This window comes from Allomuricauda sp. XS_ASV26, from assembly GCF_041224615.1.
GTDB lineage: Bacteria > Bacteroidota > Bacteroidia > Flavobacteriales > Flavobacteriaceae > Flagellimonas > Flagellimonas alginolytica.
On record NZ_JBGFGK010000031.1, the window covers coordinates 852,341 to 878,353 of the forward strand.

Annotated in this window: 8 protein-coding genes; 5 read left to right on the forward strand and 3 right to left on the reverse strand. The window is 42.4% G+C overall.

Going from position 1 to position 26,013, the window contains the following annotated elements:
• Positions 1–9: 9 nt before the first annotated feature.
• Together AB9K32_RS11295 and AB9K32_RS11300 are read right to left on the reverse strand one after the other, a co-directional pair.
• Positions 10–3,036 (reverse strand): aminotransferase class III-fold pyridoxal phosphate-dependent enzyme, encoded by a 3,027-nt coding sequence (locus tag AB9K32_RS11295; protein WP_369885217.1) that lies wholly within the window; start codon positions 3,034–3,036, stop codon positions 10–12.
• A 1-nt stretch (position 3,037) separates the two neighbouring features.
• A complete protein-coding gene (locus AB9K32_RS11300) occupies positions 3,038–5,071 on the reverse strand; it encodes a trehalase family glycosidase (RefSeq protein WP_369885218.1) in 2,034 nt (677 codons plus the stop codon).
• Positions 5,072–5,340: 269 nt separating this feature from the next.
• Between AB9K32_RS11300 and AB9K32_RS11305 the strand changes: the two genes are divergently transcribed.
• From AB9K32_RS11305 to AB9K32_RS11320, 4 genes are all read left to right on the forward strand, one after another.
• On the forward strand, positions 5,341–5,901 hold the full coding sequence (locus AB9K32_RS11305) for an RNA polymerase sigma-70 factor (protein ID WP_224834922.1): 561 nt from the start codon (positions 5,341–5,343) through the stop codon (positions 5,899–5,901).
• A 115-nt stretch (positions 5,902–6,016) separates the two neighbouring features.
• Complete coding sequence (locus AB9K32_RS11310) at positions 6,017–7,147, forward strand: FecR family protein (protein ID WP_369885219.1); 1,131 nt, start codon at positions 6,017–6,019, stop codon at positions 7,145–7,147.
• Positions 7,148–7,231: 84 nt separating this feature from the next.
• Entirely contained in the window at positions 7,232–10,678 is a 3,447-nt protein-coding gene (locus AB9K32_RS11315) for a SusC/RagA family TonB-linked outer membrane protein (RefSeq protein WP_369885220.1), read from the forward strand.
• Between the two features lie 16 nt (positions 10,679–10,694).
• A complete protein-coding gene (locus AB9K32_RS11320; protein ID WP_252079308.1) occupies positions 10,695–12,245 on the forward strand; it encodes a RagB/SusD family nutrient uptake outer membrane protein in 1,551 nt (516 codons plus the stop codon).
• Positions 12,246–12,426: 181 nt separating this feature from the next.
• Here the strand turns inward: AB9K32_RS11320 and AB9K32_RS11325 are convergent, their stop codons facing one another.
• Entirely contained in the window at positions 12,427–13,062 is a 636-nt protein-coding gene (locus tag AB9K32_RS11325; RefSeq protein WP_224834918.1) for a transglutaminase family protein, read from the reverse strand.
• Between the two features lie 498 nt (positions 13,063–13,560).
• Between AB9K32_RS11325 and AB9K32_RS11330 the strand changes: the two genes are divergently transcribed.
• Positions 13,561–25,920: a T9SS type B sorting domain-containing protein gene (locus AB9K32_RS11330; protein WP_369885221.1), complete on the forward strand. Its 12,360-nt coding sequence runs from the start codon at positions 13,561–13,563 to the stop codon at positions 25,918–25,920.
• Positions 25,921–26,013: the final 93 nt, after the last annotated feature.

A 26,013-nucleotide genomic window follows, 5' to 3' on the forward strand; every position in this document is an offset into this window, starting at 1 on the left:
TAAATAAGTTTACCGGATTTGCATATAATCTTCTCCTAATATTTTTTCTAGGTAGCACAGTAATTCTTCCGCATTGGCCTTATTAAATACCATTGGCGGTTTTATCTTGATCACATTATGGTCCGGTCCGTCGCTGCTCATTAATATAAAATGCTCCTTCATACGGTTTACCAAGTATTCTGTTTGATCTGGTAGCGGCCGTAGAGAAGTGTCCACCAATTCAAAACCTAGAAAAAAGCCTTCTCCCCGTACTTCTCCAATAATTGGGAATTTTTGGGCCAACTGTTGCAATCCCCGTTTTAAGAAACCACCAATTTCCTTGGCGTTTTGTTGTAACTTTTCTGTTCTTATCGTTTTTAGAACAGCGGTTCCTATTGCGCAGGAGACGGGATTACCCCCAAAGGTGTTGAAATATTCCATGCCGTTGGCAAATTTTTCCGCTACATTGGCCGTACAGGCTACTGCAGCAACGGGATGTCCATTGCCCAACGGTTTTCCTATGGTTACGATATCTGGTACCACACCATGCAACTGAAACCCCCAAAACGTAGTACCAGGCCTGCCACAACCAACCTGCACCTCGTCCGATATGCAAAGTCCGCCTGCTTTTCTCACATATGCATAGGCTTGGGACAAAAATCCTTTGGGCAGTTCAATTTGTCCGCCACAGCTAATAATCGGCTCAACGATCAAGGCCCCAACACCTCTTCCCTGTTTTTGTATGCTTTTAACAAGCTTTTGCACCTCTTGCGCATATTGCCCTCCTGTGTCTGCACCTCGGTACTTGCCCCTAAATGCATCTGGTAGTGGAAAAATATGGGTGTGTTCTGGGGCTCCATTGCCGCCTTTGCCATCAAATTTATAAGAACTTATGTCTATACAGGTGTTGGAGTTACCATGGTATCCAACTTCTGAGGCAATAATATCTTTCTGCCCCGTTGCGGCCTTTACCATTCTAATGGCCAGTTCGTTTGCCTCACTACCCGAGTTAACAAAATGTAAAATACTTAATTCCTTAGGTAAGGTTGCTATTAAGGCCTGGGCCAGGGTTACTATATTTTCATGTAAATACCTGGAATTTGTATTGAGCAAAGCCATTTGTTCTTGGCCTGCCTTTACTACAGCAGGATGTTCGTGACCTACATGGGCTACGTTATTTACGGTGTCCAAATACTTGTTACCATATGGGTCTAGAAGATAAGCACCGGCACCCCTAACTATTTTTATAGGCTCATTATAACTTAAGCTCAGGCTTTTTCCTAAATGCTTTTTTCGTTGTGCCAAGAGCTCTTTGTTGGCTATACTGTTTGTTGTACCTAAATTTTTTAACTGGAACAACGTATTGGGGTCTGGACAAATGCTTTTCCAGATATCCGCTTCTCTAGCATAAGCGACTCCGGGAAAATCTGTTTTATTTCCCAAAAGGGAAAGCATGACTTGAAAATGCAAATGGGGCGACCAATTGCCATTTTCGGTAATGTTGCCCAGATAACCTATCCGGTCCCCCTTCTTAAGTTTTTGACCCAATTTTAAATTCGTGACCGATTGGACTGACAAATGTCCGTAAAGGGTGTAGAATTCGAATGCTTTGGTTTGATGCTTTAGAACTACAAGTCCACCATATTCCTTATATCCGGCATCATTTTCTACAATTATTACTTCTCCATCCAACACGGTATGTACCGCCGTATCTTCTGGTAGCCAAAAATCCAGACCAAGATGTATGGTTCGGCTTTCTCGCCCTTGGTTCCCAATTTGGTCATAAGTAGGCGATGTGTATACCGTACGCGGTTCCAAGTAGCCGCCAGCAGGAATTCGGTCTGGGTGTTTTTGTAGAAGTCGTTCTATGCGATAATTAAAATAGTGAATATCCTCAAAATCTTGCTGATGCCCCAACCACGTACTGGAAACGCTCAAATCCAAAGGGTATGCTTTATGCCGTATTTCCGAAGGAAACAACTCCGATAGACCAATAGAGTTTTGTTGGGCCCATTGTTCAAAAGCTTTTTGTTCCGGATGGGGTTGGTAACCACATGCCTTTCTAAAACTGAAATGGGCAAAATCTGGATGTATCGTGTACCATTTTTTTAATAGTTGCCATGCCGGTTTTTCACTGATGAGCAAATAGGTATTACCGGGCTCTTTTAGCTTGTTCATAGCAGATTTGGTAACGGAAATCACCAACCGCATGGCAATTAGATCATATAGGTGGGGTAGTTCTTCTTCCCAAAGAGAAAAAGATTGATGGTATCCCGAAATCAAGGGTAAAGCGGCATCCAGGGGATTTTTATGGTGCAAAATGGCATATGCACAAGCTACCGCCAAGTCATTAATGGTCTGGGTATGGACCGCATCTCCAAAATCAATAACCGTTTTGACCTGCGGGTCCTTTAAGCCATGGGATACGATAATGTTATTGTCATTCGCATCGTTGTGTACAACACTTTTACGAAGGGTGTTATAGATGGGTAGGTTCTTTTGAAATCGATTTTGAAAATAAGCCAGGATTTCTTGCTCTTCCGGTTGGAACAAATGCAGGTATTGTTGGGTCCATAACGATTGGGCCACATCCCATTCAAAATCCCGATGGGCGCTGGGATGGCTAAAGTCCAATAACGCTTGTGTTAGTTTTCCGCCCAGTATACCAAGTTTGTAACGCAGTACGCTGGTTTGTGGGTTTACTTGGCTCCAAACCCTTCCTTCTACCCAGGTTAGCAACCGCACAAAACGTTCTCTTCCCGAAGCATCTTTAAACTTTGCCATGGCGTTCCCTTCTAAATCCATTACCACTCTTGGGTAGGGTGTTACTTTGTCCGTGTCTCCTACATGTAGAAGTATTTTTTGTTGAAAATCCAGATAAGCCGTATCCACGCCCGGACGGGATATTTTTAGTATGTAATTTCCCTTTTGTGTATTAATTTTAAAATTAAAATCTACTTCGCCGGGCAATAGTGCTGCTTTACCGGCTATACCAAACTTTTCCAGGGCCAATTTAGAGGCCTGTTGTGTACTGATCTGTAAATCTTTGTAAATCATTCTATTCTTCCATTAGCAACATGATGATATGGGCTGCACTCCAACTAAAATTTTTGGCATACAACCCTTTTCCCGTTAACGGGTGATAGTTCTCACGAATTGAAATTCCTTTTTCCATTACGCCCTCCGCACCTTCTAATATTTGCAAGGTTGCCTTGTGCGCTTCGGCTTCAAATCCATAATTTTTTAATCCCTTTACGCCAAAATAGGATTGATCCAGCCAATTGGGTCCTCTCCAGTAACCGTTCATGGGATCAAACTTTGGATGGTCCTTGGACATGGTCTGAAAAGGAACTTTTACATAAAATTTTTCGGGGTCCATCATTTTATTTTTTATGGTAGTGGCCTGTGCTTGAGTAGCTACTTTTGCCCAAAGAGGAATCCAACCTTCACTGCCTGCTCCTTTTACAAAAGTAGTACCGGACAAGTCCGTATCGTAAAACCAACCATCTTCTGTATTGTAAAACTGTGATTGAATTTTCGATTTCAGCATCTCCGCTTCGGCTATATAAGTTTCATGATCTGATGATTTACCTATGACCTTTGCCAGTTCTGCTAGGTATATTTTTTCTGCATACAAGTAGGCATTAAGGTCAACACTTTCTTGGTTCATGGAATATGCACCTTCTCCGTTTTTTACCATTTGGGTCGCATCGAACCTAATGGCATTATCCATACCGCTTTCCCATTTTGCCGCTAGTACCGTCCCGTCCGTAGAACCGTATTCGCATATACCGTCTTGGTCATGATCTCTTTTGTTGTACCACCATTGATGATATTTTTTTAGTTTGGGATACATTTCTTTTAAAAATTCCTTATCCGGGTCCTTTTTAAATACTTTGTATACCGCCCAAGCAGATAATGGTGGTTTGGTATCTCTTAGATTATGGGGCTCAATTGTGGTATCCCTATAAACACAATCTATGATAAAGCCATCTTCTAATTGAAAGTCGTACATCGCTCTTATTTGTTCCTTGGCCAATTCCGGGTTAAAATAGGAAAGTCCGGCCGCATGTTTCCAAGAATCCCAAGACCAAAATCCATGGAACCATTCGTAATGGTAACTGGGAAAAAGGCCTTGGTGCCGCAATTCACCTGCTGGCACACGCCAATTGTTCTGAAGCGTTAACAAAGTTTTGGCCAATACCTCTGCATATCGATCATCTTTGAATTTCGTATCGGTATTTTGGAATAGGGTATCCAATTGGTTTTCTTTTTCCCTGATCCGATCTTGGAGAACGGTATCAAAATTTATTTTATCCAATTCTTTATTTTCCTTTATTGGATCATATTCTGGAAAAATAAAGCTTTGTGCCACAATAGATTCGTTAGAAGTTTGAGGTTCTAAGATTAAATGTTGTTCCATGCTAGTATAGCTTAGGCTGTTTACTTCCTTTAGTTTGGTGTTGGAGTCTAAAAAACGGATATACCCTTTTGCTTTACTATGCTCAGATGTTAATTGGAGGCCTTGATCCGTAGTGGAAAACACAATACCATTGGCAAATAGGTTACCTGTGTAGCGTAGGTTTAAAGCGATAGGTTTTTGTGACACATTAGTTATTCTGGTCTGTTGAACAGCCGTATGCGGAGAAAGGTAAACCAGTTTTTGAACAATTGCCAGTTCCCTATCCTTAAATTGCTGCTCCAAATGGCTGGCATAGCTATTCTGAATGGTTTCAGTTGGATTCCACCTGTTGCCATCCGCTAAAATAACCTCTAATTGCGCCAGAGAATTTCCAGACCAGACACCATTTTGTTGGGTCATTAAAAAAGGCCCGGTAAATCCTAATTTATCCGTAACCTTGGATGGAAATCCGTAAGCGAACCAAGCTCCCTGATCCGAGTACATAAGCATATTTCTGGACTCTGGAGTCGTGGGATTCCCTCTAAAATCTAGGATATTCTTGGAAAATCCTATGGTTTTACTATTGGTTGCAGCTGTTTTGGGTTGATGTTCGCAACCCCAAAGCAAAAGAAATACTATGCTGGCCACCGTTAAACCAGAAAGACAAAATAATTTATATAAATAGCCCATTGTTGATGATTAAGAAATTAAAACATATCTAATTTTCAACAACAATCTAGTTGTACAAATAAGAAAAAAAGGGAAAACAAAAGTGGACGCTGCAAATTAAATAAAATTTTTGAATCTGGTTAAAATCATTATAATTCAATAAGAATACTGTAGTTTGGATTTAAAAATTTTGTAAATCATAAAAAAATATATTGTTTTTGTGTTAAATTATTATTTAGATTAGTTTGTCCTTTTGATTAATTGGTCTACTAAACTTATTAGGTACTGTTTTGGATTCTCTATCGGTTTTTCGGGAAATACAGCAAAAGAACCAGTTTGTGTTCAAACGGTTTTTTGAGGATACCTACGAAGATTTGGTTCAGTACGCCGATAGCTATCTTTTCGAAAAATCGATCAGTGAAGATATTGTACAGGAGGTTTTTATCTATTTATGGGAGAATGCCTCCAAAATTAAAATCGCGACCTCTTTTAATGCGTATCTCTTCACGATGGTTCGCAATAGATGCCTGAATCATCTAAAATCAATAAAAATTACAGATCGCGCCAAGGTTTTGGATATGCAGCATTTTATTGGTACTGATTACGAGTTGGACGTTTTTTCTGAGGAGGATCAACTCATTATACACAATCAAGTACTCAAAGTTGTTGAAATGTTACCATCTAAGATGCAACGTATTGTACGCATGAAATATATCGAAAATTATAAATACGTGGACATTGCCGAAGAGCTGGGAATATCCGTCAATACGGTAAAGACACAATTAAAGCGAGCCAAGATCAGAATTGCTGAACAATTGATCACGGTAATCGCTGTTTTGCTTACCAAGTAGCGATATCGGGTTGTCAAAACCTTCTTATTTTAACCTGTTTTTTAAATTTTTGTCAAAAAATTGTCACCCATTCTTATGATTTGATTGTCTTAGTGGTGAGATATGGTCAAATCGCATGGAATTTAAACTCATTCTTAAAAAGCTGAACAACTCCCTTTCGGAAGAGGAGAGAAAAATTTTTGATGCATGGATAGCTGAATCCGAACGGCACAAAAACTATTTTGATAGGGTAGAAAAAGGATATCTAAAATCTCCCGAATCTGTTGGTATTGATGAAGGTTGGTCCAAACTAAGTTCAAAATTGGCCATAGAACGAAAGAAACGGAACGCAGTTTATATAAAATATGTAGCTGCAGCGGTAATTTTGCTAATCGTATCGCTTCCGTTGGTGTTTAAAAAATCGCAGCACGAACTTCCTATCCAACAGGTTGCCGAAAAGAAAATCGAGGTAGGTACGGATAAAGCAACCTTGACCTTGGAGGATGGTACCCAGGTCGCCTTGGAAAAAGGGGATTCCTTTATACGCCAAAATGTAAGCAGTAACGGAGAGCAATTGGTCTATCAAAAGAGCAGGTCCAGTGAGAATGCCCGATTAACCTATAACACACTGACCATACCTCGAGGGGGTCAGTTCTATGTTGTGCTCTCGGATAGCACCAAGGTGTGGCTCAACTCGGACAGCCAACTTAGATATCCCGTAAATTTTGTGGACCATCAGCCAAGAAAAGTTGAATTGGTATATGGTGAGGCCTATTTTGAGGTTTCCCCGAGCAGCCTCCACAACGGTACTCATTTTATGGTTAAAACCCAAGGCCAGGAAGTGGATGTGTTAGGAACGGCGTTTAATATTAAGGCCTATCGGGAAGATAGCGAAGTGTCAACAGCCTTGGTGCATGGTCGAGTTACGGTGAATCAGAACGGAAATACGGAGGAACTTGCTCCGGGGTATCAATCAGTGTTTGACCCATTGGCCGGAACCGTTCAGATTGCAAAGGCCGATGTAAACAGTATAGTTGCCTGGAAAGATGGCTTGTTCAATTTTAAGGATATGCCATTAGGCGAAATTTTGGTGACCATTTCTAGATGGTACAATGCCGAAATACAGATAAAAAATCAAGAAAAGGCAGCCATTGAATTCAATGGTATGTTCAATAGAAACCAAGAATTGGAAAAAATCCTAACAATAATCGAAAATACAAATGAAGTAAAGTTAACAACTGAGGGAAACACTATAATAGTGGAATAAAAAAGGGATGAGGCTTAGACCTGGACAATTTAAACGCTCATCCCCGTCAATTAATTAGTACAAACTAACTAACATTTCAAATTTATGAAAACTAAATGTAATGGTATTCCTATATCCTATAGGAATAAATTATTGATCATCATGATGAGGTCCTTTATCTTTTTGTTTTGCGTTACCGCCTTTGGATTTACCGCTAAAACCGGCTTTTCACAAAACAGGACCGTTGTTATAAATACCGATGCGGAAGTAACAGTGGAAGAGTTATTGGACCTCATAGGAAAACAAACCAATTATTCCTTTATCTACAAGTCTGACCTTTTTGAAGATGCACCCAAAGTTAAATTGGAAAAAGGAGAGGTTAGAATAGGCGATTTACTGGCCAAAAGTCTGGCTTTTGCCAATATTGGCTACAAAATATCAATGGATGGATCTATTTTATTGAACAAATCCCCAGATAATATAAAATTTACGAAAAAAACGGTCCAGCAACAGGTATCTGGAACAGTAACGGATTCGTCCGGAGCCCCATTGCCAGGTGCCACGGTTAACCTAAAAAGTAGCCCTACCACAGGTACACAAACCGATTTTGACGGTAATTATACCATTGAAACGACTGGTTCGGGAGATATTCTAGTCTTTCGTTACCTAGGTTTTTTAACAAAAGAAATAACTGTGGGTAACCAAACGGTAATCAATGTAACACTTGAGGAGGATGCACAGGGTCTGGATGAGGTGGTCATTGTTGGTTATGGTACCCAGAAGAAGAGTGATGTTACTGGGGCCATTAGCTCTGTAAAAAGCGAAGAACTGAACAAGGTAGTGGTTACCAACCCTACCGATGCCCTGCAAGGTAGGGTTTCAGGTGTAACGGTTACCTCCTCTTCGGGCAGTCCTGGTGCCGTTTCCGATGTTCTTATACGTGGAGTGGGAAGTTTTGGAAACAACCAACCATTGTATATTATAGACGGGGTTCAGGCAGATCCCTATTATCTAGATCCCATCAATATTGAATCCATAGAAGTTCTCAAAGATGCCGCTTCGGGTGCTATTTATGGAACAAAAGCAGCCAATGGCGTTGTGATCATTACAACCAAAAAAGGTAAGTCCGGAAAACCAAGGGTCGAAATAAATTCAAGCTATAGTATAAACAGTTCCCGAGAAATTATGGAATTATTGGATGCCGATGGATATGTCCAAGTTCATCAGCAAATGTATACCAATGCCGGAGCCGAGTTGCCGAGCTATGTGACCAACCCTCCCAATTTTAACACCGATTGGGTAGACGAAACCGATAGAACGGGATATTTAAATTTGTTGAATGCCCGTATCAGTGGAGCATCCGAATTTTTTAATTACTCCATTGCAGGGAATTATGCCGATGAGGAAGGTATACTTATTGGGTCTAGGTTCAATAAAAAGGGTATTACCGCAAATCTAGGGGTTACCAAAGGTAAACTGAAGATCCAGACCAACTTAAATTATAGTGAGACATACAGGGAACCTTATAAATTTTCGCTTCGTGAAACTTACTTTATTTCGCCATTGATCCCGGTATTGGACGAGACCAAACCTTCTGGTTATGGTTATAGGGATGGTGATCTGCCCGATCACAGAAATCCGGTCGGCGAAAACGAATTCTTGGAGCAGTACAACAAAGCAAAATACTTTTTAGGTACCGTAAATGTTTCCTACGAAGTGCTGAAAGGTCTAGTGGCCGGCGCCAACCTTTCCTATTCTGTTAGGGACTCGTTCGAGTTTGCCTTCCACAAACCGTTTCAAGTAAGGGCGGCACAGGAAGAAGGCCGAGAGTTCGCATTCATATCCGAGTACGACAATGAGTTTAAAAGGTACAACCAAGAATATACCTTAAAGTACGATTTCAATATTGATGAAAAGCATGACTTTCAATTGTTGGCAGGTTACCAACGTATTAGAGAACCTTACAAATGGAATTATACCCAGGCCGAAGGCTACAAGATTCAACGAGAGGTACAGGATGGAGCCATTGTGGAAGAGCGCGTTCCTGCCGAAATATTAGATCCCAATTTTAGAACCCTAAATGCCTTTAACGATGGTACGTTCTTTTCTCAAGGAACAAATGCAGAATATAGCCTGGCTTCACAATTTGGAAGAATAAACTACGCATTTGATGACAAATACCTGTTCCAGGCCAGCGTGCGTAGGGATGGAAGTTCAAAATTTGGTGACAATAACAAGTATGGTGTTTTCCCATCCTTTGCATTGGGGTGGAAACTTACCAGTGAGAACTTTATGGAAAACCAGAATGCTTTCGATTTTTTAAAACTAAGGTTTAGTTGGGGGCAGGCCGGTAACGATAGTGCACTGGGCTACTACGATTATGTTGCTTTGATATCCCAAGGTAAAAGTCAAGACGATGGAGGGTACGTATTTGGGAATCCACAGACCTCTTACCAGGGAAGTATTGCAAGAGAGTTACAGAACGACGACCTTCAATGGGAAACCAATACCTCTTATAATTTAGGACTCGATTTTGCATCGATGGGCAACAAGCTCACAGGAGCAGTTAATTATTACAATAGTTCCACAGAAGATTTATTGATTACCAAAGTAGTATCTCCTGCGGCCGGGGTAAACAATCCCGTAGTCAATGTAGGAGAGTTCGAGAACAGTGGGCTGGAATTTGAGATTGGCTACACCAATAAAGATGGTGCTTTTAATTATTCTGCATTTGCTACACTTACCACGATTAATAGTGAAGTAACCAAGTTGAGTAACGAAGATCAGACCATTTATGGTATTGGGCTGTTGTTCGGCTCGGATCATTTTGTTAACCAGACAAAGATCGGTTATGAGCCCGGAGCGTATTTCTTGCCAGTAGCCGACGGAATTTTCCAGAGTCAGGCAGAGATTGATGCGCATAGTGTAGATGGTGTACCGATTCAACCAGAAGCAGCACCAGGGGATATCCGTTTTGTAGATCAAAATGGAGATGGGGTCATTAATTCCGATGATGAAGTCTACCAAGGTTCCGCAATCCCTGATTTTGAATATAGCTTAAACCTAAGTGCGGATTATAAAGGTTTTGATGTGAACGTGTTCTTCCAAGGCGTTGGGGGTGCCAAAATTTATAACGGAAACGATTTTCGTTTAATGAGTATGGATACCGGAAGAAATTACCGAAAATCCGCTCTTAACGCATGGACACCGGATAACACCAACACAGACATACCACGTGCCGTGCTCGGTGATCCCAACAGGAACAACCGTGCATCTACAAGGTTCTTGGAAAATGGTGATTATTTAAGGGTCAAAACAATTTCTTTGGGGTATTCGTTGCCAAGAACAACATTGGAGAAGATCGGGATCAACCGTTTAAGGTTGTTTATGACCGGGCAGAACTTATTTACGTTCACAAACTATAGTGGTCTGGATCCAGAAGTAGGAGCAAGTATCTCCGGGCAGAACCAGAGCATACTATCAAGAGGTATCGATTTAAACCTGTACCCTAAGACCAAATCATTCATCTTCGGAATGCAATTGGAATTTTAATTAAAAAGAATAAGACATGAAAAATATAGTACAAATGTTTGTCGCAAGCATGTTCATGTTTGCAATACTCTCCTGTGATGATGATGAATTTTTGGAGCAACAGTCTCCGGACCAATTAACGTCTTCATCGTTTTGGAGAAATGTAGAAGATGCTGAATCGGGGCTGGTGGCTGCCTACTCAGAACTGGAATCAAGAAGTAACTTTTGGGATGGATGGCAAGAAGGAAGACCTGTAGTGGAGTATTTTCGTTCGGATTACGCCTTACCAGGTCCAGATGCATCTAATTATGCCCATTGGATGTCTATCTTCAATTTTAATTATACCAATGGCCATACTTTTTTAAATGTACTTTGGACCACCAACTATAAAGGACTCAATTTTGCAAATCAGGTAATATCCAAAGTGGGTCAAATGACACCCGAACAAATTTCAGAAGCGGATAAGAACAGGATTATTGCCGAGGCCAAATTTTTGAGAGGGTACTATCATTTCAAATTACTTAGTCTGTACGAGCAGATTATTGTAAGGATGGAGGAGCTCAGTCCGGATAACCTGGATAGTCCATTGTCTACCCGTCCAGAGGCATGGCAAGTAATTTTGCAAGATTTCCAAGAAGCGGCATCCAATTTGCCGGAAACCCGTACCGATGCAGATACGGGACGGGCCACCAAAGGCACGGCATTGGCCTATTTGGGTAAGGCATATCTATATAAAGCCGGAGATGCATCGTCCGCAGAGGGCACAGATATGGATAATGCTGTAGCAGCACTGGAACAAGTGGTGGAAAGCGGAGTTTATGATTTGTTTCCGGATTTTGTTGGCAATTTCAATGGCGAGAACGAAAACAATCAAGAAGCCGTTTTTGAACTTCAATTTAAGAGTGGCGATGCTACTTCGTGGAACGCTAACCGACTACATGCGTTTATTGGTGACTGGTGTATTGGAGGATGGGGAGGTATCGAGGCCTCCTACGACTTGGTCGACCTTATGAAGAGCGAGGGGATGATTGCTTCCAACGGTTTGTACGATAACCGATTGTACGGAACCCTTTATTTTAAAGATGATTATTACAATGATACAGAAACCAATGCAATGCAAGGATTTACATGGGATGTTCTTGTATCCGATACTTACGGCAGCCCAGACGCAAAAGATGGCAGTGCATACTTTAGGAAATGGTTGCCCAATTATGTTTGGGACAACGGTTATATTGGAATCAATTTAACTTTAATGCGCTATGCGGATGTACTCTTGATGTATGCCGAAGCACTGAACGAGACCGGCAGCACTGCTTTGGCCATACCAATAATAAATGAAATACGGGAAGTCCATGGTTTAATGCCCCCAACCACCGCTTCAACACAGGAAGAAGTGAGGGAACAGATTATACACGAACGTATTATGGAGCTTACCTTGGAGTCAACACGATTTTTTGATCTAAGGCGCTGGGGCATGTTAGATCAGGCTATGCAAGCGGCCGGCAGATCTGGATTTAGTGCAGCGGAACATTCTTATTTCCCAGTCCCTCTATCCGAAATTCAAGCCAATCCAATGGTAGGAGAATAAATTCAAGTTAATTTAATTCAGTTTTGAGTTTAGTTTTTGCACCTAGGAGTTTTTTAACTCTTAGGTGCTCTTTTTTTAAACACTAAAAGCTCATCAACTACTCATCAAAACTAAAAGAAAATAGAAACTGTTATCGGCTCTGGGCCTATGATGATTTGCTGTAGGTTTAAATTGATCAAAGTTATTTGATTTTGATCTCTTTTGCACCTTGTATTTTTTTGCTTACCTCAGGATAGGTGTCCTGGAAGGTTTTGAATATAAAATCAATAGGAACATCTTCAAAGTGACCGTAATCCTCCATATACTCCATAAACTGTTTGTTGTCCCTGTTATATTCCTGAAAAATGGAGTCTTGAGTGCCATCAAACTCCAAGGGAGCAACATTATAGCGATCACAGAGCTCTTTGTTAAAAGCAGGCGAACATTTGAACCATTTGCCATTGAAGAATACATCTACCAAACCATGAGGGGCTATTTCGTGCGAGCCCAAAGTTTCTTCTAAGTGTTCCGTCGCGATATGGTTGGCCACTTTGGCCAAACGTAATCTGGCAGGTATGTGCAGTGCGCGGAGCCCTGCTACATATAAAATAGCTTTATCGATACAGTGGCCTACCGTTTTTCGGGCAATGGCACTGGCTTTATAATGCGCAGGTGTCAATCCAATATTGTATGGGTTGTAACGCCAACCGTCTCTAACTTTAAGATACAATTGCTCGATTTTTTCCTGGTCGGAAACCAAATTTTTAATGCTCTCCACCATTTTTTGAATTTCTGGACTGGAATGATCAAAGTAAAAAGTCTCCTGAGTGTATACCATAATTTTAAAAGGAAAGGTTTTTGGTTAAAGTTCTCTTTTTAAGATATAATTTTTGGAACTAAATGTTTCTTGTAAAGATAAACTATCAAATTAATTAGATATTTCTTTTCTGATTATTTCCAGTAAGGGATTTATAAAAGTAATTATTATCGTAAACAGTTATTGAAACTCAACTTGAGTTGAAGGGTATAGGAGACATTATACTGCATTTTAAAGGTATGAACATTTAATTGAAACTAATAAAGGCGATAGGCTAAATAATATAATTGTGTGCCATTGCTTCCAATTGAATTGACCATATAACATTGAATTTAAATAGTTGTGGGAAAAAACTGTAATAATGTATGGATCAAGAGGTTTTATGCAGATTTTTTGAATTGAATAACAACAGGAACGACCTATTAGACACAACAAAGTTCGAAGATGACAACAAAAATATGTATACGAGGGCTTTAAGAGCTTTTTTTGTTTCAAGTAATACATTAGACCAACCTCAAAATGGCCAATTTTACCTCTTCGTACGCAGATCGTTTATTGAAAAGCATTTGCATTTTGTTAATGTTTTTTGCGTTTAACCAAGTACAAGCCCAGTTAAGTGATCTTCATTATCTTCCACCTTTAAAGCAAGGGCGAAACAACGAAGCTGTCCAGCAACAAGCAGTCTATCTGTCAACACCGGAGCCGGTAACTTTTGTGGTAAATGCCTATCGTGGGACGAGTGCAACACCGGTTGCCACATTCAATATTTCGAATACCAATCCAGCGGTATACACCTTGCCCAATGGGGATAACAATATCACTTTGGTTACCAATTCCAATACTGGGGTTGTACTGAACAATTCAGGCCTAAGGTTCGAATCTCCGAGCGGAAATAAATTTTACGTCAATTATCGGGGATATTCTGGGTCCCAAGCAGCATCGCTGACATCCAAGGGAAGAGTGGCGATGGGTACACGTTTTAAATGGGGAGGGGTGCCTAATTTGGGTTCACACGTATCAAAATCCAATACATTGGGAATAATGGCGACCGAGGACAATACCACGGTTACCGTTTTTGGGTACGATCCAAACTGTAGTTTTAGATTGGGTAACAATGCCTATGGTATTACCGACGACACTTATACCGTAACGTTGGACGCCAACGAGTCCTTTGTGTTTGAAAATTATGTAGGGAATTCTCCTTCCAACGCACATCGCGATGGTTGGATAGGGGCTTCCATTGTTTCAGATAAAAATATTGTGATCAGTAATGGTTCCATGAACTATGGACGACAAGCGAACAATAGTAATCGTGACGCGGGAATCGATCAACCCGTGCCCGAAAATAAATTGGGAAAGGACTATGTGTTTATTAGGGGCAATGGAGCTTCCAATGGATGGACAGAATTTCCTTTGATCATTGCCACCGCCGATAACACGCAAGTATACGTTAATGGGTCGGGAACACCTATTGCTACACTGGACAATGGTGAATTTTTTGAAATTCCCAGTAGTTATTATACATCCAATACAGCTGGGGCCAATATGTTTGTACAAACCTCAAAAGACGCTTATGCTTATCAGTGTATAGGGGGGGATAGTAAAGCTTATACCCAAGGATTGAACTTTGTGGCACCGGTAAACTGCTTGCTGCCCGATGTTATGGATAACATTCCCGATATACGGAACATGGCCGGTACCAATGTTACCGGGGGAGTTACTATTATCGCGGCCGTAAACACACCAGATGCTAATATTTCTGTGACAGATGGAAATGGATCTGTAACACTTCCTGCCTCTAATCCCGTTGCAGGATCAACAGATTGGAAAACGTTTTTTATTCCAAATCTAACAGGAGATGTCAGCGTTCAGTCCACAGGACCAATAGCCGTCGGATTTTTTGGCTATAACGGAAACAGGGGTGTTGCCGGATATTTTTCCGGGTTCGATACGGTCCCCGAAGTAACTCTTGAGGTTAGGGGAGGTACCGGATGCTTTGTGGGGTCCGAAATATATGAGGCAACAGGAAACTTTGATGCATACCAATGGTACGAAGATGGTGTGGCCATACCTGGGGCCAATGGACCCAGCTTTGCAGCAACACGTGCCGGGGACTATTTTGTTAGAGGAACCAAAGGGCCATGTACCTACGATTCGCAACCCTTAACGGCCCTGTACTGTGATCCCGACGTAGCACTGGAAAAAACGGTCGATAAACCTGAAATAATGGAAGGGGAAACGGCAACGTTTACAATTAAGGTGAGAAACTTTGGAGATGGACCATTGACCAACCTTCAAATAACAGACAATATCCCTGCCGGACTTACTTTGGTCTCGGCATTCACAATTACGGGAAGTTGGAGTGGAAACACTTGGAATGTCGGAACCTTGAATGGTGGCGAAACCGCCTTTTTGGAGCTAGAAGTACAGGCAGATGAAATTGACACACTTCCTTTGTTGAGTTTGATCAATACAGCAGTAAATACACAAGATCAAACCGATACCAATATTACAGAAGATGTCCCATCCGCCCGTATAGTGGTTCACAACGATTCGGATAACGATGGGGTAAATGACATCACCGATCTAGATGATGACAATGATGGTATTTACGATGAGGACGAGTGCGATACCCTTTTGTTCAACATATCCAATGGTGACCCGCATAGTGGCAGTTTGATTAGTGTTGACAACTATTTGGTGTTCGACGTGTTCAGTTTGGACAACTCGTTCAACTTCAATATCAATGGAGTAGATGTGGCAGGTGAAATACAGTTCCAGCTTGGCGCAAGTGGAAATTTTGCCCGTTTTAACGATGGAACTACCTACGGAGAAGGAGGAAACCCCGATATATGGACAATTACAGGAACGCATGGCAGTCCCTTGCTGCGTGTAGTGGTAGATCAGGCCGGGGAGTTCCAAATATACGGTGCAAGATCCTCGGGTGGTCCTCTGGAGCCAATGAACCTGACCACGCCAGCAAATGTGGTAAATTGGGATCCGACCGGAAACAACACGGTGTCCATAGGACAAGATATTGTAGGGCCCACCAACATGCGGGGCGTATTGTTAACAGCAGGCTGCGATACCGATTCCGATGGTATTCCCGATTCACTCGATTTGGATAGTGATGGCGACGGTTGTACCGATGCCGTAGAATTTTATAAAGATGAGAATGCCGACGGTGGAGATGGCGGGGAATACGGTTCAGGAGTTCCAGTGGTGGACCCAACCGATGGAACTGTAAATGCTGCCTCCTACACCCAAGTATACGCCCCTGAAATATTGCTTGGCAATACATCCGAAAATTTAAGCGCGGTGGATATCAATGGCCAAGGAATCAGTTTAGGGCAAACCTTTCAGTATGTGCTCCGTTTTCAAAATACCGGGGACGATGATGCTACAAACTTCGAAATAACCGATATCCTGCCCAACAATGTTACATTGGACAATGTGGATGTTTCCAATGCCTTGGGTACGACACATAGTTATGACATCAATACAAATACACTGCAATTCCAGGTCCCAGATGCACTTGTAGAAATCGGAGACCCGGAGTATAGCATAAAAATCACAGTGACCGTTTCAGGAAACTGCTCCGATTTTGTCGATGCCTGTTCATCCGAGTTGCAGAACTTGGCTTACGCATCATTCCAAGGGGTCGTTAATTCAACCACTTACACCGATGAGCCCGGTTCTTCCAATTTCCCGTGCGATGTAACCCCACAAGTGGCCACTAACAATATTTTGGACGACTTGGCCAATTGCGGTCAAGCCAGAACAGTTCAATTATGTGGAGATGATGCTCTATTAACGGCAGGTTCCGGATTTGCAACCTATACTTGGGCATTGGATAACAATGGGAATGGTCAAATAGATGGTGCCGATACCATCTTGGATGATGGTGATGCCGACCCAAGTACACTATTGGTAACAAATATTGGAAACTACATTGTGGAGAAATCAGGAGGAGGAAGTTGTCCTGATTTAACAGAGCTTATCACTGTAGAACGTTTTGGCGACACACAGACCAATCCCATAATAAGCTATTTTAACCAGGTAAATGCCGATAGTAATCCAGATAACAACATACAGGGAGAAATCGTAACGTGTTCCGTTGATGGTGATTTATTGCCTAAAATATTTTTGTGTGGTGAGAATGATGAAGTTACCCTTCAGCTCGGTATAACCGATGCTCTGGACATCGTTTGGCAAAAACTGGACGAAGGCAGTTGTTCGGATGCAGGTGATGATTGTGCCAACAAAAGCAATATGTGCACATGGAGCGATGTAGTGGTGCAAGACAATTTTACAGTTACCGAAAGTGGTAAATATCGAGTGGTCATCAATTATAAGAACGGATGTTTTAGCCGTTTCTATTTCAACGTGTTCAAAAACACCTTGGATATTGACTATACGCCGACGGATATTTTGTGCAGCACTCCTGGAAACATTAGAGTCAACGGAGTAGGGGCCAATTACGGGTTCCAATTGATAGATGCATCCAACGGAAACATTGTGGTGCCATTTTCTGCCAACAATGGACCTAGTTTTGATATAACCACAAGTGGTACTTATACAGTTCAGGTTACTCAATTGAACCCATCAACAGGAGATCCTATAGAAGGAAGCTGTATTTTTGAAACAGAGGATATTGGTATCTTGGAAAGAAATTTTCAGGTAGATGTCGATACAACACCTGCCGATTGCAATCAATTGGGAACCGTAAGTATCCAGGCATTGAACGTACTGCCCAATTACAAATACGAACTTAGGCTGGACGATGGCTCCAATAGTGGTCTCGGAACCTTGATCGCACAACAAAATCCAACCACGGACAACACCCATACGTTTAACAATGTAAACCCAGGAAACTACAATGTAATCACCACAACGGATGACGGCTGTACCGATACCAAACAAATTACGGTAAATGAAATTCCTGAATTGACGCTTACCGCATTGACCACCGATAATATAACCTGTACCGCGGGAGTAATTACCTTGACCCCCTCGGGTGGTACTCCGACCCCGGATTATCAAATGGCCATTTGGAGCAAAGATGGGGTGGATTTGTATGCCGACCCGTCAGACGTTCCTACTTCCGAAATGCAGACCAATACCAACTTTTTGTTCGGATATAGAGGTACACCGACCACCTATTTCCCAAATGAGGACGGTGATTATCAATTCATCGTTTTTGACGACAATGGTTGCTATGCTATCTCCAATAGTGTGAGAATGGAAGAACTTGGTGGCCTTACCGTATCTGCGACCCACTCGGGAATCGTATGTGCTGATTCATCTACGGCAACCTTGAGTGTATCCGTAACGGGAGGGACAGCACCTTACCAATATAGCTTGGATGGTGGAGCTACTTATCAAACCAATAACGATTTTGGCAACTTGCCTGCCGGACTTTATACCATTACCGTAATGGATTCCAGCGGTAATGCAGGTACTGGATGTGTCGAAAATTATGATTACGAAATAGACCAACCGTTTAGGTTGACGGCCTCGCCGGCCATTGTTCAGGACGCCTCATGTGACCCGAATGGTGCGTTGGTGAAGATATTGAATGCCAGTGGAGGACAAGCCCCGTACACCTATAGTTTTGATGGCGGTAGTAATTTTGTTCCCACCAACGACCGTTATTTAATGCCCGGCAATTACAATCTTGTCGTTAGGGATAATTTAGGTTGTACGTACCCTATGGAATTAGAGGTTCCTGCTATGGCAGCAGACCCAGACTTTACAACCACAATCGATTATGCTTGTGATGGATTGGCTACCATTTCCATTGGAACATCCAACGCAACGGATTTTGATTATACCTATAGTTTGAACGGTTCGCCCAATACTCCGGTCGATAATAATATATTCAACAACATTGGAGACGGAACACATACAGTTACCGTAGGATACTCCAGTAGTATCGCTCCGGATCAAAGCACACTTTTTCAAGAAAACTTTGGAACAGGGATTACTACCCAAATTGGAGAAATTGGATCCGGTTATTGTTATGAACCACAAGATGGAACAGAAACAGCATGTAATTTGGGGCCTGCCGGTATTTTGGTAAACGGCGAATATACTGTAACCAACTTCGTGACCAATCCAATTCCCGCTTGGAGAAGTCCTAACGATCATACTGGTTTGACAGATGGTCGCTTTTTGGCTATCGATGTGAGTACCTTAGCAGGAGACTTCGGTGTTCTTTGGGAAAGGAATGGAATAGAGGTGCTTCCTAATCAAGATATCACCTTCTCATTTTGGGCCTATAACCTTATGGTAACCTCCGGCAATGGAAACAATCCGGAAGTTTTGGTAGAGTTGGTGGATGGCTCGGGTACCGTAATTTCTAGTATCCCTACCAACGAAATCCCTAAAAACACAAATGCGGACGATTGGCATTTTAGAGAAGTAACCTTTAATCCAGGAGCAAATACTACCGTTGGCATCGTATTAAGAACCAATTTGAACAGTGATTATGGAAACGACCTAATTTTGGATGATATCCAGGCAGTACAATCGCCGGAAATCTGTGAAAAAACTCAGGATATTATTGTGGTTGTGGAACCCAATAAAGCATTTGAAGCTCAATTGTTGACCGTTGACGACCCAAGTTGTAACGGTGCAGCCGATGGCTCCATTACTTTTGAAGTGGGCAACTTTGATGCTGTGGCAGGATTTGAATACTCTTTGGATGGAGGTGCCACCTGGATTGCTTCAATGTCATCTCCTGTGACAACGGCATCCAATTTGGCCGATGGAAGCTATACCGTTATGGTCAGAAAAGCAGATGAAACCACCTGTTCGGTAAGTTTTGCAGCTACTTTAACGGAACCTGCCGCCATCGTACCTTCATTGAACTTAACGGCCGACTATACCTGTTTCAATACAGGAGCAACATTAGAAGCTTCAGTTACGGGAGGAACACCGGGTTATACCTATCAATTGGAGGATACCTTGGGGAATTTGGAAGTCGCTTACCAATCTAATCCTATTTTCTTAAATGTAGCGGATGGCGATTATTTAGTGCGGGTAAGGGATGCCAATGGATGCGATGTGCTTTCTGCAGCGCCGGTCGCGGTATCGCCTCCTGAGACCATTGCTTTCACTACTTCGTCCACGGCATGTTACGATGGTTTGAACAATGCTACCATTACGGCAACGGTTACCGATGGAAATGGAGATTATACCTTTAGAATAAATGGAGGGGCATGGATAACTCCGACACCGTCTACCGATACCGAGTATACGTTTACAGGATTGGCAGAGGGTAGTTACGATATAGAAGTGGCGGACGGATATGGCTGTGGACCTGTATTGCAGACCGTTGTAATTCTGCCCACGATTACCGCTCAAGTAGATAAGCTGGATGTAACCAGCTGTGGAGATGGCAATATTACCGTTACTCCAACTGGCGGTGATGGAAATTATGTGTATGCCTTTGTGCCCACAGGATCAACTCCTTTGGCAGGTGATTTTGGAGGGTTGAATACGGAAACAATTACCGCCGGAAACGAAGGTACATTTGATGTATTCGTAAGAGATAACAATGGGACTGCTCCCTATTGTGAATATAAAGAAACGGTTACCGTGTCGGCAGCACCAATTTTGGCCTTCACAACAACGCCAACAGCACCAGAATGTCACGATGGTATGGGTAGTATTGCGGTGAATATCACATCTGGGGATGCACCATTTACCATCGAGATTGTAGATTTGGACAATGGAGGGGCATCGGACCAGATCCTTAACAACGTACTGTCCAATACACATACATTCTACAACCTGTCACCAGGGAATTATACCATCAATATTTCCGATACGTACGGTTGTCCTTTGTCGGAAACCCCGGTTACCATAAATAATCCAGATGAGCTAACTGCTGATATTATTGGAAGATATCCATCAAACTGTGGAGGTGGACCAATGGACTTCGGATTTGATTTTGTTAACTATCCATTGACCTTGGGCACCCTGGAATTTAGTGATGATGGTGGTGCTACTTGGCAAGCCACAGATCAACTCAGGGGATATAATTCAGGAGATTCTGTATATCCTTCCATAAGAACTTTAGACGGAACGGGCAATCCAATTTGCCAGACCGATTTCCCTGAATTTATTATTCCATATCCATTGGATGATCTGGATATTACTATTTCTGCCGTGGTCGTGAACTGTAATGAGTTGCAAGTAAAAGTCCAGGGATCGGAAGGTGTGGCACCCTACGAATATGCTTATTCGGACGATCCTTCCAGTTTTGATCCCGCTACGGCAACATGGATTGTAGGTGGCAACATCGATGATTCATCAGGGACTCCGGTAGTAGTTCCAGCTGGTCATGGAAATCATGTATGGACAGGTTTGGTGCCCGGAAGAACTTATGTGTTCTATGTTAAGGACAACAATGGTTGTGTAAGGCAGAGTAATGTAAACGTAAATGATCTCTTTGTTCACCCATTTGATATAACATCCAATATTACCCCAGCTTGTAATGGATTGAACAATGGAAGTATTGAATACACCATAGTGGAAAACACCGTGTCACCTGGCTCCGAAATTGAGTGGACTTTCTACGATATTTCTTCCGGTACGCCTGTGGTGGTAACTACAAGCGGCGTAAATGTTCCATTTTCTTCTCCTCAATCGCTAACGTTCAATGCTTTGGGTGAAGGGGAATATTTCCTTGAGGTAACTAAAAAGGATGGCGCAAGTTCCGGATGTGTCAGTGCTTCTGAAAACGAAGCGTTGGAGGAACTGGATGCCTTGTCCGGAAGCCCTACGGTACTGCAGGATATTACGTGTAGCAACCCAGGCCTTATCCAAATCCCGGATATTTCTGGAGGTGGAGGAACCTATTATTATGATGTTACCGGACCAGCCGGGTTTGCTGGAGTCTCTGGCACGTTGGACAACCCTATCGAAATCCCGGCCAATTCACCGGCAGGAACTTATAATGTATCTGTTGCCGATCAATATGGTTGTTCACAAAGTTTGGGAAGCGTACATTTGGACCTTGCCCCAAACCCAACAATAGATAGTATTGTTGTGGATAATTGTGATACCCAGGCCGATGTAAATATTGTTATGGCCACAGGCGCCATGCCATTCTATTACTCTTTGGACGGAGGTGCTAATTATGTAAACAATGGAGGAACTTTCACCAATGTGGTTCCCGGAACATACACAGTAAGTGTTTTGGATAGTAACGGCTGTACCGCTACAGATACCGTTACCGTACACCCGACCATGCAGGCAAATGTTAGCTTGGCAGAAACTTTAGGTTGTGGAGCCGGTAACGAAGCTGAAATTTTGATCAATGTTACCAATGGTTCCACCAATTATGAATATGAAATATTGGGTACTTCCAGTACTTTGGTTGGAAGACAGGCAATGGGCGGTAGCACAGTTACCGAATTGGTAACGGTTGCAGATACCTATACCGTAAATATTTACGACATTGGGGTGGAAGGTCCTGAATGTTCCAGAACATTCACAGTTGAGGTTCCTGCCGCAATCCAGCCAAGTTTTACGGCCACTCCGACCGCTGTATCTTGTAATGGAGCATTGGATGGAACCATTGCAATCACAGAGAACAACAATGGTATTAATCCGTTGACCTATACATTGAGTCCAAATGTGGCGGTCTTCGACCCTACGACCAATAGTTTCAATAATTTACCTGGAGGTACTTATGAGGTAACGGCCGTGGGTCAAAATGGATGTGATACAGTTGTTTTGAACATTGTAGTTGCAGAACCCAATCCTATCACTTTTGATGTGCCAACCGTAGATCCATTTGGTTGTACTGCAGGTAATGCTGCCGACAATGCCACAATTACGATCAACGTTGCTAGCATTTCCGGTGGAAGTGGCACATACGTGCGCTACGAATTTATCGATGACGCAACTTCAACAATGCTTCAATCTGGAGCGAACCCCAGTTATATCCATGCAGATTTTGCAGGAGGCAATATCATTGCAAGAGTGGTGGACAACAAAGGATGCTCTGCCGAAATTATGGTCAATATTCCAGAGTTCGATGAAATGAATACGCCGACAATTCACGTTGATGATCCGATCAGCTGTGTCAATTTGGGCGAGGATGTTACCATTAATGTTACAAGTAGCCTAACAAGTTACGCCACAGATCCGACCAACTATCAATTTAGATTGTTGCCATCGGCAGTATATCAAGCATCCAATCAATTTGTAGATCTTCCAGCAGGAAACCACACCTTTGGCGTATTGAACGTTGCTACGGGTTGTGAAATTACAATCAACCATTTAGTGGAAGAACCCAACACGTTCGATGTAATTGTGGACAAATTGACCGATGCCGTTTGTTTTGGGGACGATGGTAGTATTCAATTGACTTTGGTGGATGCTTCCTATGCATCAGGTTTTCATTGGTATATTTTTGATACCAATGGTACACCGGCCGATCGTTCCGATGATGGAGCCTCAATATTGAACGGTTCATCTATCAACCTTGGACCAACAGCTCCGATATTTGTTCCTGCCGGAGATTATGTAGTGGAAGTAGTGCAGGACGCATTCCCAGAGTGCAGCCAAGTACGATTGTTCAGTATTGCCACACCTTCGGCCCCTGTTACATTGAATCCAATAGAATTAACCGATGTAGGTTGCACCAATGATCAAGGAAGTGCTTTAATTTCTCCTGCTGGCGGACAAGGGCCATATTCCATGGATTTGACCCATGTGGGTAGTGGAATAACCACAAGTGTTACCGGAGTGAACAGTCACCTGTTCCAATCCTTGGTTGCCGGACAGTACAATGTAACCGTGACCGATGCATTGGGATGCACCCAGGTCTTCAACAACGCTTTTGAACTGTTGCTGCCCGACCCCATATCCGGGTCCATTACCAATACTGGTTTAGTTTGCGAGGGAGATACCGATGCCTCCGTGACCATAAGTTTAAACGCTAGAAATGTGACCACGAACTACCGATATGTGTTGAATACATATTCCGATGCTTTGGGAACAACACTGTTAAGTTCGTCCACAACCTCAACATCGCCAACTTTCGATAATTTGGGAGCAGGGTTCTATAGTATTTCGGTAACGGACGATATGGCCTGCGACTTCGAATCCAGTATTGTGGAAATAGTACAGCCTACCGATGTGGATGCTATGTTGGTTACACATCAACCATTAAGTTGTCAGTCGGATGCTGAATTACTGTTGGTAGCATCTGGAGGAACAGCACCTTATACTTGGAGTACAGATGGCGTTAACTTTACCGCAATGAACGGGACTGTTGCTTCCGATACACATCTATTGCAAAATATCACGGCAGGAAACTACAGATATTATATAAGGGATAGTTTTAATTGTGTATCCACAATTTCCAACGAAATAACCATTGCCCCAATAGAAACCCTTACCGTGGATTTGGACATCTCGGCGGCACAAGTAAATTGTAATGGTGAGAGTACGGCTTTTGTTGAGGCATTTGCCAACGGGGGACTTGGAAATTACCAGTATGCCTTATTTGCTGATTTGGCTTTGACCAACCAGATCAGGCCCGATCAAACCAATGGCAGGTTCAGTGATTTGCCTGCAGGAAGCTATTATGTACGGGTGCAAAGTGAAGATTGTATCGTCATCTCGGAAGAGATCGTTGTAGAAGAGCCTACACCTTTGGTGGTAACCCCTACCATTAACAATATTAGCTGTAATGGTGCTAACGATGGTAGTGTGGTTCTGGATGTACAGGGCGGATCCGGTGATTATCAGTTTGCAATATCGCCCAACCTCAACCAATTTGTGGACGAGAATAGTTTTGATGATTTATCACCAGGCGATTATCGGGTAATCGCACAGGACAGCAATGGATGTTTTGAATTGATCGAGTTCACATTGACCGAACCCGATGAGTTACAAACAAGCTCAACCGTTACCAACGAGATTTGCTTTGGAAGTAGCGATGGAACCGTTTCATTACAAATTTCGGGAGGTACAGCTCCATACTATACGAGCTTAAATACCAATAACGATACGGATTTTGTTCAAGACCGATTTACTTACCAAGATTTGAGCAGTGGCACACACGTATTGTTTGTTAGGGATGCCAATGGTTGTGAAATGGCCGAGGTGTTCGAAGTGCAGGCCGGAGCCAACTTAAATGGAGAGGCCGAAATTTTGTACGAATGTGACACTATGGGAGCTGCGTCCAATGCAGTTCGGATTCTACTCGAAGATTCCGATGTTTACAGTGATGTGATTTTCGGATTGGATACCGATGATCCCAACCAGATGCAATTAGATCCTTACTTTGAAAATTTGACGGCAGGGCAACATTACATTACGGCACTGCACAGCAATGGATGCATCAATACGTTCGAATTTAACATAACCATTTTTGAACCATTGACATTGGAGTTGAGCGATCAAGACATCAACCGTATAAAAGCATTTGCAGAAGGAGGTGATGGTAATTATTCCTATAGTATAAATGGAGGTCCGGAAACCTCGGATTCTGAATTCCATATTACAGCGACCGATACCTATACCATTACAGTTACAGATGGCAACGGTTGTAGTGTGTCGCAGGATATATTTGTTGAGTTTATAGATATAGAGATCCCAAATTTCTTTACTCCGGACGGTGATGGGCAGAACGATACTTGGGCCCCTAAGAATATTCAGCAGTACCCGAATATATTTATCAAAATATTTGATAGGTACGGTAGAAATCTGTTCCAATTCAAAGGCAATCAGGATGAGTGGAACGGAGAGTACCAGCTAAAAGGATTGCCAACAGGTGATTATTGGTACATTATCCGATTGAACGGAATAGAAGACCAAAGGGAATTTGTTGGACATTTTACCCTATATCGTTAAATGAAGAGGAAAATAAACAGTGTAGTTTAACCTAAAAACGACATTCGCAACATGAATTAGGGCTTTTACAACCAAAGGTTGCGCTTTTTTAAG

Bases quoted from the DNA above. Each gene is read 5' to 3' on its own strand.
- AB9K32_RS11300 (WP_369885218.1), bottom strand. From the start codon at position 5,071: ATGGGCTATTTATATAAATTATTTTGTCTTTCTGGTTTAACGGTGGCC.
- AB9K32_RS11320 (WP_252079308.1), top strand. From the start codon at position 10,695: ATGAAAAATATAGTACAAATGTTTGTCGCAAGCATGTTCATGTTTGCA.
- AB9K32_RS11310 (WP_369885219.1), top strand. From the start codon at position 6,017: ATGGAATTTAAACTCATTCTTAAAAAGCTGAACAACTCCCTTTCGGAA.
- AB9K32_RS11330 (WP_369885221.1), top strand. From the start codon at position 13,561: ATGGCCAATTTTACCTCTTCGTACGCAGATCGTTTATTGAAAAGCATT.
- AB9K32_RS11315 (WP_369885220.1), top strand. From the start codon at position 7,232: ATGAAAACTAAATGTAATGGTATTCCTATATCCTATAGGAATAAATTA.
- AB9K32_RS11325 (WP_224834918.1), bottom strand. From the start codon at position 13,062: ATGGTATACACTCAGGAGACTTTTTACTTTGATCATTCCAGTCCAGAA.
- AB9K32_RS11295 (WP_369885217.1), bottom strand. From the start codon at position 3,036: ATGATTTACAAAGATTTACAGATCAGTACACAACAGGCCTCTAAATTG.